Origin of the sequence: Fibrobacter succinogenes (assembly GCF_902779965.1) — a bacterium.
GTDB lineage: Bacteria > Fibrobacterota > Fibrobacteria > Fibrobacterales > Fibrobacteraceae > Fibrobacter > Fibrobacter succinogenes_F.
This window is the reverse complement of the sequence record NZ_CACZDK010000011.1, coordinates 71,394-83,902: the sequence shown is the minus strand read 5'-3', so window position 1 is coordinate 83,902 and position 12,509 is coordinate 71,394. Positions and strand designations below refer to the sequence as shown.

At 45.0% G+C, this 12,509-nt stretch carries 9 protein-coding genes; 7 read left to right on the top strand and 2 right to left on the bottom strand.

The window, feature by feature from the left end:
- Positions 1 to 32: 32 nt before the first annotated feature.
- Together HUF13_RS07180 and HUF13_RS07175 are read right to left on the bottom strand one after the other, a co-directional pair.
- A complete protein-coding gene (locus HUF13_RS07180) occupies positions 33 to 1,112 on the bottom strand; it encodes an acyltransferase family protein (protein WP_173474490.1) in 1,080 nt (359 codons plus the stop codon).
- Positions 1,113 to 1,254: 142 nt separating this feature from the next.
- Positions 1,255 to 3,018 (bottom strand): S8 family serine peptidase, encoded by a 1,764-nt coding sequence (locus tag HUF13_RS07175; RefSeq protein WP_173474489.1) that lies wholly within the window; start codon positions 3,016 to 3,018, stop codon positions 1,255 to 1,257.
- A 335-nt stretch (positions 3,019 to 3,353) separates the two neighbouring features.
- Between HUF13_RS07175 and HUF13_RS07170 the strand changes: the two genes are divergently transcribed.
- From HUF13_RS07170 to HUF13_RS07140, 7 genes are all read left to right on the top strand, one after another.
- Positions 3,354 to 3,767: a GtrA family protein gene (locus HUF13_RS07170; RefSeq protein ID WP_173474488.1), complete on the top strand. Its 414-nt coding sequence runs from the start codon at positions 3,354 to 3,356 to the stop codon at positions 3,765 to 3,767.
- Between the two features lie 33 nt (positions 3,768 to 3,800).
- On the top strand, positions 3,801 to 5,438 hold the full coding sequence (locus HUF13_RS07165; RefSeq protein ID WP_173474487.1) for an NAD(P)/FAD-dependent oxidoreductase: 1,638 nt from the start codon (positions 3,801 to 3,803) through the stop codon (positions 5,436 to 5,438).
- On the top strand, positions 5,438 to 7,171 hold the full coding sequence (locus tag HUF13_RS07160) for a hypothetical protein (protein ID WP_173474486.1): 1,734 nt from the start codon (positions 5,438 to 5,440) through the stop codon (positions 7,169 to 7,171). The genes HUF13_RS07165 and HUF13_RS07160 overlap by 1 nt, the downstream gene beginning before the upstream one ends.
- Before the next feature lies 1 nt (position 7,172).
- Positions 7,173 to 8,915, top strand: a complete 1,743-nt coding sequence (locus tag HUF13_RS07155; RefSeq protein ID WP_173474485.1) for an NPCBM/NEW2 domain-containing protein — start codon at positions 7,173 to 7,175, stop codon at positions 8,913 to 8,915.
- Between the two features lie 18 nt (positions 8,916 to 8,933).
- Positions 8,934 to 10,673: a glycosyltransferase family 39 protein gene (locus HUF13_RS07150; RefSeq protein WP_173474484.1), complete on the top strand. Its 1,740-nt coding sequence runs from the start codon at positions 8,934 to 8,936 to the stop codon at positions 10,671 to 10,673.
- Positions 10,674 to 10,804: 131 nt separating this feature from the next.
- A complete protein-coding gene (locus tag HUF13_RS07145; RefSeq protein WP_173474483.1) occupies positions 10,805 to 11,539 on the top strand; it encodes a tetratricopeptide repeat protein in 735 nt (244 codons plus the stop codon).
- Positions 11,539 to 12,369 (top strand): hypothetical protein, encoded by an 831-nt coding sequence (locus HUF13_RS07140; RefSeq protein WP_173474482.1) that lies wholly within the window; start codon positions 11,539 to 11,541, stop codon positions 12,367 to 12,369. Before HUF13_RS07145 ends, HUF13_RS07140 begins: the two co-directional genes overlap by 1 nt.
- Positions 12,370 to 12,509 lie beyond the last annotated feature (140 nt).

Sequence of the window (12,509 nt, the reverse complement as noted above, 5' to 3'; positions counted from 1 at the left end):
TTATGTAATCGTGGCAAAGCCACCTAATAATCCTATAGATTGTTTACATCTGTAGTCTTTTGCCTGTAAAAGCCTGCTAATGGCTGGTTTACGATTATACTCAATGGCGAATACTTTATGGCGAGATAAATGACCGCGATGAGTGCGACTGAAAATAAAGTCATCGTGCTGGTGAACAAAATGTAATTCAAATCGCTTATGGGTAGCCTGTGAACGTTTGCCCACCATTCTGGACAGATTTTGTTCCTGAAAATGGGGAATGTGAGAGTTTGGTGGAATGCCAAAAGCGCAAGGTTCATCTCGACAGGCTTTGCTAAAATCGGATTTGTAATTCCACGGCATATGAGGATAAATCCTAGAGAACCGATAATTGCGTTGGGGAGTGTGATGTAGTATGGAATGTACACGCGGTGGAACATTTCGAGATGTTTATGGTTTATCTCGTAACTGTATTGGCTGATAAAGTAAGTTGCTGTCAATAGCGCAACTCCTATGATCAGTGCCCGCAGCCGCGCCTTTGTCAAGAAATTGTACAGCCTTGAAAGTTTTTGGTGGTGGAACGCGAATCCTATGTAAGTGAATGTTGTCCCGAAAAGTGCTGCGTCAAAATTCCAGACTAAAGCAACGTTATGGAACTGGTTGAAGATTATCCCGATTCCAAGAAGCAAAAGTGACAAAATGCCCATGAGCCAAAGCTTGCCTTTGGCTAAACTATGGAAACCGAAGAGTATGATGTCGGTGAAAAATAGTGCTGGCAAGAACCAAATGGCGAACAAGCGAACTTGATTGATGACGTTTGCGATGCCGATGAGTAAGAAATGGTCCGGAATGGGATTGTTCAAAAGCCATTTGACGAATGAATCAGACAGAACGCATAAAATTCCAAGCCCAAACATTGGAATGATATAGCGTTTGAGTTTCTTCGCTAGAAAATCGCCGAATTTTTGATTGTCGACCTTTAGCGTCATTCCGTTCAAAATGAAGAATGCGGGCAGGTGGAATGCAAATGCGAACGCTACAAAGCTACTTTCTTTAGTCCCGTGCGCGAATATGACTAAAATCATGGCCAAAAATTTGGCAACGTCAATGTATTCTATTCTTTTGGGCTTCATAGTGGATTTTTATGGATTTAACTTGTTAAAATATAGACTTTTCCCAAAGAACGCATGAAACCGTTTGATGTTTTTTACGTATAACAGCAAGAACGCCAAGACGGAATGTCTTGGCGTGGGGTATGGAGACTGTATGTTATTGTTACCTGTCTACCCACATTGAATAGCCGAGAATGACTTTTTCAGGCGGAAGGCTGATATTGGTATTTCGGTTAGGCGTGTTTCTGTAGCGATGGATTTCGATAGTCAGATTGTCGTTTGTCTTGGGCGTGAAATCAACCACTTCGAAAGGATTTGTTGAGCTTAATGATTGGGCTATGACCTTGCCGTTCTGGTAAACTTTTAAGTCGATGTCCTGGGGCATTTTTTGACCTTGATTCTGGACGAGGTCTTTGTTGGCGAGAATGTAAGAACCGGATGTGAGCCATGCGATTCCTATACGGTAATGTGCTCCCTTGATCCCGGCTTCTGTAAATGTGATTTTTTGATTGGAATTAAAGACCTGGTTGTTTTCGCCTCTCCAGGTGCGGAAAGTCCGGTTCCAGGCTAAACTGGAATATACAGGGATGTCTTTGGCGGCGACTGTTTGGTTGTTGGGGTCGTGGGTGGATGCGTTAGGAATGGGACGCTTTCCACCGGAAACGAGAATGGCCTTGATAAGTTCAGGGTGGCCCTTTAAGGAGCTTGGGTGATGGGACATCAAATCGGCGATCATTGCTGCTGTGTAAGGCGTTGACGCGCTTGTTCCGTTGAAATAGCCGTTATATGTGCATGTCTGGCTACCGCAGGGGAACGTTAGCGTGTTGTTGAATTCGAAGTCCGTGTAATTTGCGACTTCGGGCTTTTCGTTCCCTATTTCGGAATTCATCCATTTGGAGTAGCTGGTGTAATTGTCGTTGGTAGGATTGATGGCGCCTACGGTAATGGCGTTTAATGCTTTGCCAGGAGAGGAAACGTATTTGTTGTTGGGAACGTCAGGGCTTACGTTACCTGCGGCGACGAAGGCTGTTATTCCGTTGGTATACACGTAGTTGTCCATCATGGCGTCAACTTCGATGTATTCATTTGTCGGGCTGTACGGAGATGCCCAGGAGTGAGAAGATATCTCTAGGTTTGAATGGTTCGCTCTTGTTGGCCATGTTCCTTGGTCGTAGCCGTAAAGGGAAGCTTCCGGAGCGGTTTTGGATAACACCTGAAGCACGCCAGTGGGATGTGTTTGCCACCCGTGTTCGCAGCCGTTTACGTTTTGGTATTTTGAAGTCCAGAAGTTGGGGTGAGGACATCCTGTTTCTGTGAAATGTATGCCGATGCCTTTGCCTTTTGCTGAGTTGGTGAAGGCGTGGGTCGATATTTGTGAGGTGTTGAATATGGCAGTATATGCCATCTGATTGATAGGATCTTTGTGCTTGCTGATATAAACATTCTTGTTTCCATTGAGCAAGTTGTTTATTTCATCGGCGCTTAAGGAATCCGTATAGCCAGGAATGAAATCTGGCTTTTCGCTGTTGATTTTGCTGATGGCCTTATCGAATTCGGCTTGTGAAAGTTCTTCCCCGTTAAGCCATAATCTCGTTTTCCCTGTTTCTGGATTGAATTCTGTTTTGGTTGAAACGGTTTTTTCTTGATAGTCGGGAAGGTCAAGATTTACGACGTCGACACGCATTTTTCTTTTGGGCGAAACTTTTGCTTTGCCAAGAAACGTCACCTGATTGGAACTTTTCTTTCTGCCAAGTACGTCTACGGTGTAGGTTTTTGACGGAACTGTCCGTGTTTCTGTCAAAGCCTCTTCGTCAAGGAAGTCTTGTACTTCGCTAGAAACTTTGGAAAACGAACTTTTGTAGTTGTTTTCTGCGGCTAATGAAACGCCGACGCCGAATGCGGCGACGAGCAGTATTGCTTTATTCATTTATTTATCTCCTTCTTTTTTAAGTAAAGTAGTATTATTATGTTTGTAAATTTAACAACAAATTCTGTTTAACGCTTTGTTTCTTTGTGTAAAATAATACTTTACGTGTAAGAGCTTGTTTGATATTCTTTGTGATTTACGTGTAAATAAATCTAAACATAAAAAGGACTTATTTTAAAGATGTGAGGATGGAAAAGTTGAATTTGGCCTCGGTTGATTGCTGAAAACGCTGTAATGCCATATTTTTTAATAAACCTTAAAAACTTTGTTTTAGAACAATTGTTATTATTGCAGCCATGCAAAACGAAACATTTGTTAGACAGCTTTGGAGAAAAATGCCTCGTAGTTCGCTATTGGGGCAAATTGTGCGATACCTGGTGACAGGAGGCCTTGCTTTTGTAGTGGATTTTGGGCTTTTTGCACTTTGTCTTTACAAGTTTGGTTGGCATTATCTGCTTGCAAACTTTGTGGGATTGGTTGCCGGGCTTGCGTTTAATTACGCCTTGAGCATTACTTGGGTCTTTTCTGAATGCAAACGTGTTCTCGAAAATAAGAAGACGGCTGAATTCGGTATATTTGCCGTGGTCGGTTTTGCTGGTGTCGGGATAAATCAGCTGCTTATGTTCTTGATGGTCGGGCGCCTTGAATGGAATGAAATGATTTCCAAGATGGTGGCCGCAATCTTGGTGTTGATGTGGAATTTTGGTGCTCGAAAATTGATGCTTTTCCGCGGGCGGAAAAATGCATAAAAAATTGAAAGTATAGGAAGGATAAAAATAAATATGGAAAAAGATTTTAAGAAAATTGCTGTAATTGCTGGTGCTGGTCCTGCGGGCTTGACTGCTGCTCTTGAACTTTTGCGTACCACGGATGTGAAGCCTGTGATTTTTGAAGCGGAAAATGTCATTGGCGGTATTTCGCGCACGGCTCGTTACAATGGCAACCGCATGGACATTGGCGGCCATCGATTTTTTAGCAAGAGCGATACGGTGATGGATTGGTGGCAGGGTATTCTGCCACTGCAAGGTGTTGCAAGTAAGGATGATTTGGCCATTGGTCGTAATGTTCCACTGGTGGAAGGTGGCCCAGATCCTGAAAAGACGGACTACGTGATGCTTTGCCGCAGCCGCCTTTCGCGCATTTTATTTTTGCGCAAGTTGTTCAATTATCCGATTAGCTTGAATGGCGATACCATCCGCAACCTTGGTCTTTGGCGCATGTTCAAGATTGGCATGAGTTATATCAAGGTACAGCTTCTCCCGGCTCGCAAGGAAAACAGCCTCGAAGATTTCATGATCAACCGCTTTGGTGTAGAACTGTACCGCACGTTCTTCCGCGATTACACCGAAAAGGTGTGGGGTGTTCCGTGCAGTAAGATTAGCCCCGACTGGGGCGGCCAGCGCATCAAGGGGCTTTCGATTACCAAGACCGTGGTGCATGCGATTAAGCAGATTTTTGCCGGAAAGAAGAATACCGAGGCCGGCGCTGCAAATGGTGCGGATATTCGTCAGAAGGATACTGAAACAAGTCTGATTGGTCAATTTCTTTACCCAAAGTTTGGACCGGGCCAGTTATGGGAAACTGTTGCCGAAAAGGTGCAGGAAATGGGTGGCGAAATTCGCATGAACGCAAAAGTCGTGGGCGTAAACCGCGAAGGCGACCGTGTTGTGAGTGTCGATGTGGAAAGCAGTGCTGCTGATGGCTCTGTTTCTACCGAAACTGTTCCTTGCGATTATTTCCTCTCGACGATGCCGGTGAAGGAACTTGTGGCGGCAATGGATAACGAAAAAACGCCTGTGCCAGCCGACGTGCGCCGCGTCTCCGATGGCCTTGTGTATCGTGATTTTATTACTGTTGGCCTTTTGCTCGACAAATTGCTCATCAAGAATCCTGCAAAGCCGGGAACGCCAGAAAGCAAACTTAAGTTTGTTGCCGACAACTGGATTTACGTGCAGGAATCTGACGTGAAACTTGGCCGCATCCAAATTTTCAACAACTGGAGCCCATACCTCGTTGCTGACCCTGAAAAGGTGTGGATTGGCCTTGAATATTTTGCGACTGAAGGCGATGAAATGTGGAACATGCCTGATGCGGACTTTATCAAGTTTGCTATTGCGGAACTCGACAAGATTGACGTGGCGCGCCCTGATGCCGTGCGCGATTCCGTGGTGTTCCATATCAAGAAAGCTTATCCCGCTTATTTCGGTACTTACGGCGAATTTGGCAAGATTCGCGAGTACGTCGATCCAATTGAGAATCTGTTCTTGATGGGACGTAATGGTATGCACAAGTACAACAACATGGACCACAGTATGCTCGCTGCCATGGAAGTTGTAAAGTGCATTCGCGAAAATTCTACGGACAAGACCGCTCTTTGGAACGTCAATAGCGAAGAAGAATACCACGAAGGAAAGAAGTAATGCGAAAGTTTTTGAAATGTGAGGTATTCCTTGTTTTGGGGATGGCTCTTTTTGCCATTCTCTCGTACGCCTTTAATCCGGAAATCAAGAATGTTGTATTGCATCGTCAAGGGACAGATGTTGCGACGACTATGCCGGTAAGCATTCCAATGGAATCTGGAGAAAAATTTTCCATAGATATGGATGTTTCTGCTGGATTTGCGGGTGACTTTGCCTTGAACATCCATCCAGATGATTGTGTTACTGACCTTGTCGTAAATGGCGTTCGGCTTCCGTTTCAAAACTATTCGGGTTATTGCAGCTGGAACCAAGGCTTCGTCCTGAGTAAAGCTGAAATTGTGAAAAATTTAGGGAAGGATACTTCTGATTTTCACGTTCAAATGTCGCTGAGAAATGGCGGTGGTCTAGGTGGGCTCACTGCGGTTGTTGATGGCGGCGGCTTTATGTTGGTTTTGTTCTCGGTGATATTTTTTGTTCTGCTTGCCGCATTCGTTTTTTCGATTGGAATGCGGTTCAAAATCAGACGCGGTTTGCTTTTGTTCTTCATTGTTGGGCTTCTGTTGCGTATTGGCTATACCAACGAAACGTTTTTTGACAAACGCGGGCATGATGTGGGTGGACATGTGCATTACATGAAAATGATTGCAGAAGAAAATCGCATTCCTGCATCGAATGAATGTTGGACTTGCTATCATCCGCCTGTTTATTTTGTCTTGAGTGCCGGTGTGTGGAAAATGGCAAATCTTACGCATTGTTTCCCGCAAAATGCGGTCAAGTGGTTTGATTTCCTTATTTCGCTTGTGGCGCTTGGCTTTGGACTTGCGTGCCTTGCGAATATTTTGAGTGGCGCCCCGCTTTCTGCGGCGGCCTTGCTGTGGTGCGTGTGGCCTAGTTTTGTCCTTGCATCGCCACGATTGGGAAACGATGTCCTATTTTACGCGATGCATGCGGTCGCCTTGTGGGGGTGCTTAAAGTACCTTCGTACAAATTACGGAAAGTATTTCATTGTTGCCGTTGTTGCTGCATTTATTGCATATTGGACGAAGTCTACTGCAGTGGTGACTTTTGGTGTTCTTGGCGTGACTTTCTTAATGCAGTACTGCAAGCATCCGCGTTTGTGGAGCCGCTCGGAACGCGTTGCTGCCGGAATTTTTGTTGCTGCGGCGATTGCTGTTGCGTGTGTCGCGTTGACTCATGACGTGGTCGGAAATGCAAGTGGCAATGATGATACGGTTCTTGTTCGCAATGTTCCTGGGAACTTCTTCTTCTTTGATGTGCAAACATTTTTGACAAAGCCGTATACAGATCCGTGGCATGATGAATTGGGCCGTCAGTATTTCTGGAATTACCTTGCAAAAACATCTTTATTCGGTGAATTTAAATTGTTGGAAACTTCCAAAGGGATTACGCTTGCGTCAATTATAAGTACCTGCTTTGTCTTGTTGCTCGGTTTTGGCCTTCGTGGTTTATGGATATCGCGTTGGGACAAAGTTCAGGTTTTAATCGCTGTTCAGGCGTTCCTTTTCTTTGCCGCGATAATTACGCTTCGTCTTAAATATCCGTTCTCTTGCAGCAATGATTTCCGTTACATTGTGCCTGTGCTTTTGAGCTGTTTGCCGTGGGTGGGCGTTGGTTTTTGTGACGGTGGCGCCTCGCCAAAACTTAAAGTTTGCGGTTGGGGTGTTACGTTGTTATTTGCTGTGTGCAGTGTTGTTCTGTTGATGAGTTTATAGTATGTTCATGTACAAATATCGAAATAATCTGAAGCTGTTCATCTTTTGGGGTGTTGCTTGCGTACTGGCTAATGTCATTTGCACTGCGGGTTCCGCTTACGATGGAGACCAAAGCTTTTGGGTTGGCTGGACGCGGCAGTTGATTGATGGCGGATTTGGTGGATTCAAAGGGAATTATCCGCCTCTTTATGTATTCTGGCTTTGGGTTGTGGCGCAGGTGCATTCCGTATTGGGACTTGTCGTTGACAAGACTTTTTTCCTGAAGTTTATTTGCCTTTGGCCGGTGTTCTTTGCGCATTTATTCCTAGTGGATTGGTCTTGCCGCATTTCGGAAAAGTTTAATTATCCGGAGTGGAAAAAACATTTACTGCTGGCCTTTGTCGCCTTGAATCCGGCGTTATTGATGAATGGCCCTATTTGGGGGCAAGTGGATTTGTTACCGGTTGTGCTTGCATCGCTTGCGATTTATTGCATGTGTCGTCCGCGTTATGTTTTTCTCGCGTCGATGTTGTATGTGCTTGCTTTGCTTTCGAAATTCCAGATGATTGCGTTCTTGCCCATTTTTGGAGGTCTCTTTATTCGCAACTGGAAAACCTCTTGGAGGGGGTTGCCACTTGCCATTGCAGGCGCTTTTTTGGTCTTATTGCCTTTTGCTATTGGGGGCAATTTATTAACGATGCTTTCGAATGCTTATGTGCAGACGACAAATCAATATCCGTATGCGACATTTAACGCCGCGAATTTGTGGAATCTTCTTGCCGGGAATGTCGCTCCTGACAACGTTCCGATTTGGGGCGTGAGTGCTGATGGCCTTGGTTTCTTGCTGAAACCTGCAATTTTGGGAAAGCTCCTTTTTATTTTGATTTCTGTTTTTGCATTGGTAAAATCCATCCTTTGCAAGAATGTTAGGACGGCGTTTGCATTGTGTTCGTTAAATGGCCTTGCCTTTTTTGTGCTATTGCCGGGAATGCATGAACGCTACTTGCTTTACGCGGTACCTATGGTTCTTTGCTGGCTTGTTTGGGACATGCGGCGTGGTGGAATTCCTGCGTTATTTATTACGGCTGTTGCCACGTTGAATGTGAATCTTATCAATCCGTTTCGTGGATCGGGAGTGTGGACTTTTGTTTCGTTGATGGGGTGCTTGACTCTTGTGGCTTTGCTCTTTGCTTTGGCTTTGCCCAAAACGGTGAATAAGGCCGTTTGCCGCCTAAGGCAGAATAATTTTCCAGCATGGGTCCCTTATGCATTGCTGTCTGTAATCCTTTTGATTGAATGCGGCTGCCTTGCATACCAAATTCGCCCCGTTGCAATGCCTAAGGGCGATAACATTGTGCTGTTGACGGATCTGAACAGGCTGAAAGCGAACCAGACTTTTAAATTCCCGAAAATCAATGCGTCGGTTGATGACCATAATCTCACTGTAGGGAGTAGAATCTATAAGATTGGCATTGGCGCTCATGCCCCGTCGAACATTGTTTATGAACTTCCTCAAAATGCTGATACGTTGTTTGTGGGTGTAGGTATAGATAGTGAATGCTACGAAGAAGGAAGCGCGAAATTTATAATAAATATTGATGGAACGCTTGCTTGGCAAAGTGGACTGATGCGAGGACGTTCTGGTGCTTTGTTCACGAAAATTCCAGTGCAAAACGCATCGCAAGTGGAACTTGTAACGGATCCAGATGGAATGAACAATTGCGATCATACCGACTGGCTGTTGCCTTATATAAAGTTAAAATAAATGAATTTGAGTAATCCCGTGAAGTATCTAAAAATTCCTGAACTCATTGCCGCATTGTGCTTCTTGTTGTTCCTTGCAATGGGATATCAAAGCCGTATTTCCATTGATGATGTGACTTTTACGCAGTACGGAAAATCGGAAAAAGTTTCGCTTCCGCTTGCCCGGAATATTGCGGTCGATAAACCGTTTTTTATGGATTTTGAAGTCACGAGTCCATATAATTTCTCTTACGATATGTGGATCATTCCTGATGATTGTGCGGATGAAATTACGATAGGTTCAAAGACGATAGATTTGTCGAAAGTCAGAAACCATTGCAATTTTTCAAGCGGATTTACACTAAAAAATAAAGAACTTGCTCCGTATAGGCAAAGCGGAAAAACGCATTATACCGTAAAACTACAAAATGGCGGTGGTCCGGGTGGATTTATGGTCTTTGTAAAGATGAATTCAATTGTTGGCTGGTTGATTAATATTTTAGCCATAATTTCATTTGCGATGTTCTTTGTTTTTCTTGCTCGTCGTTTCCGGTTCGGAAAAACGTTATTGGTCCTGTTCTTTTTGGGAATTGTTTTCCGTACGGTTTTTTTCACGATGATTCCGTACAAGGTATTCTCGATGGACGTGGAAGGCCATATCTCGTATGTACAGTACATTGTTGAAAAGCACGACATTCCGGGTAATAACGATTGCTGGTCTTGCTATCATCCTCCTGTGTATTATCTTGTGGCGGCACCGTTTTACATGTTGGGTGAAAGCTTGGGCATAGCGGGAACTATGGGCTTGCAAAGTTTCAGCTTGCTTATTTCTGTTCTGACAACGTTCTTTGGTCTCTTGTTCCTGCAAAATATTTTGCAAGGCCGTGCACTGCTTTTATCGTCGGTACTTTGGATTTTTTGGCCGTTGATGATAATGGTCGCCCCACGTATTGGTAATGACCAATTATTTTATCTGTTGCATGTTCTGTGTGTGTGGGCTGGAATCAGTTACTTTAAAAAAGGCCTGGGACGATACTTGATTGTGGCGGTTGTGTCTTCAGCTTTGGCTCTGTGGACTAAATCTACTGGAACAGTTTCTATAGGAATGGTTTTTGTATTTATTGTGGGACGTTTCTTTACGGCGGATGGTTTCCGTAAGCCGTCAAAGTCCGAAGTTGCGGCGTGGATTATGTTTGTACTGGTTGCTGTTGCTTTTATTGTACAAAAGATATTCGGTGGTGAACTTGTTGGAAACGCTGGCTCGTTGAATCCTGCGATGAGGGTTCCGAATGAGGCTTTTAATTATCTGTACTTTGATTTACGCAATTTCTTGGAAAATCCATTCACTTTTGGTTGGGACAGCTCTATGGGCCGAGATTATTTCTGGAATTTTGCCCTTAAGTCTTCTCTTTTTGGTGAATGGATCATGTTGCGGACTCCAGCTGGTCAATTATTGGCGACCGTGATAAGTGTGCTGTTGCTTGGGATTATCGTGTATGCTATTCGGGGCTTTTGGAAAACTCGGCTTGGCTTTGTCCATTGGATCTTGTTGCTGCAAGGAATCGCTTTTATTGCTGCATTGATGGCCTTGAGGATTAAGTATCCCTTTGCGTGCAGTAGCGATTTCAGGTACATTTTGCCTGTGCTTTTGAGCTTTACGCCATTTGTGGCGTGGGGAATCACGTTGAACGAATCTTCGGCACAATGGAAGGTTGTTGGCTACACCTTGGTTCTTGGGTTTATTGCATGCAGCACAGCCTTATATATAATGGTGATGTAGGTGCCCAATCCTGGCAATGACATTGTTTTTTGCGTGATTCTTTTTGTATATTCTCGCTGTATAGAAAAACAATTATTGAAACTTGGGGTTATTTTGCTCTGAGCGAAACGATGATAAGCTGAAGGAATTAAATGCGTTTTTTTTGTTCATTGATGATGTTTATGGCTGTGGCTGTTTTTGCACGGCCCATTAACGATGGCAATAAGCTGTATGCTGCTGGAGACTATGCCGGGGCACTCGAAAAATATATGAAGGCCCGTGAGGCCGAACCTGCAAATCCGATGCTGTTCTACAACATTGGAACGTGCCAGTACAAGCTTGGAAATTTCGAAGAAGCCAAAAAGGAACTCGAAAGTGCCGTGCGCATGCCGGACAAGGCAATGGCCGCCAAGGCTGCCTACAATTTGGCGAATACGCATTTCCGCGTTGGCGAAAAGGCGCAAGAACCGAGTGCCCGCATAGCAGCCTGGCGTGAATCTGTCGCTTACCTGAAAAAGGCGATTGACCTAGACAACGATTTCGAAAACGCGAAAAAGAACGTGGAAATTGTCCAGCGCAAACTGAAAGAAGAACTCGACAAGCAGAAAGAAAACAAGGACCAGAATCAGGACCAGAACGACCAGAAACAACCTCCGCTGAGCGAAAAGGCGAAGCAGGTCTTGGCTCGCGCACTTCAACTTTGCAAAGATGGCAAGTATGCCGAAGGCAAGCAAATGCTTGAAAACCTTATTGCCGAAGATGAAACTGCTGGCCAGTTGAGTGGTCATGTGCAACGTATTGATGATGTTATTGAAATTAAAGCCGGTCGCAAGCCCAAGACGAAGATTGACGCCAGCAGCACCGACAATGACTTGGAGGTGATCTAATGGCTATGCTGAGACGAGAGAATGGTGTCATCCTGAGCGGAGCCGTTAGGCGTGGCGAAGGATCTAAAGCGGTTATGAGTACGTCACGTCATTGCGAGGCGCGTTCTTGTCATTCCCGCCGCCGAGTGGGAATCCCCTCTCTTGTGCTGGTGGCGATTTTCTTCCTCGCATCCGCCGCTTTCGCGGCTCCGAAGTCGGCTTCTGCCTATTACGGCGATGCCGCATTCCAGTACATAGAAAATCGTTTGCCTACCGCGGAAATCACTTGCAACGAAGGCTTGCAATATTACCCGAACGATCAAAAATTGCAGATGCTCCTCGACCGCATTCACGAAGCGAAGGACGAGCAGAAAAACGAAAACAAGAAGAACGATCCTAAGAACGACCAGAATCAAGACCAAAATAATCAGGATCAAAACCAGGATCAGAATCAGGACAAGCAAAATCAAGATCAAAACAAAGATCAGCAAAATCAGCAGAACCAGGACCAAAATCAGAATCAAAATGGCGACCAAAGTTCTAGCTCTCAAAATGACCAGAATCAAGATAAGCAGGATCAAGGTCAGAATGGAAGCCAGTCCAGTAGCAGCCAGTCGCAAAGCTCCGACAGCAATGGCGGTGCAGGTGAACAGCCTCAACAGCCGGAACAGTCCGAAGGCAATTCCAGCGACAGCAACGGTTCAGATCAGGAACAACAACAGCCGCTGGCGCCGGGTGAATTGACTCCTGAAGAAGCTGCTCAATTGCTTAAAGATTTTGACGAACAAAACGGCGAACGCAAACCGTGGAAACCTGTCCGCGGTCAAGTAAGACCCGCCAAAGACTGGTAAAGGCGAGTGTCGTGAAAACAAGCTTGCTTGTTTTCATGACCGAGCCGCAAAGTCTTGCGCACGAAGGGCGCAACGACTGGTAAGGCGAACTTTAAATTCAATTAAATATGGCTTTGGCAGAGCCGCAAAGTCTTGCGCAC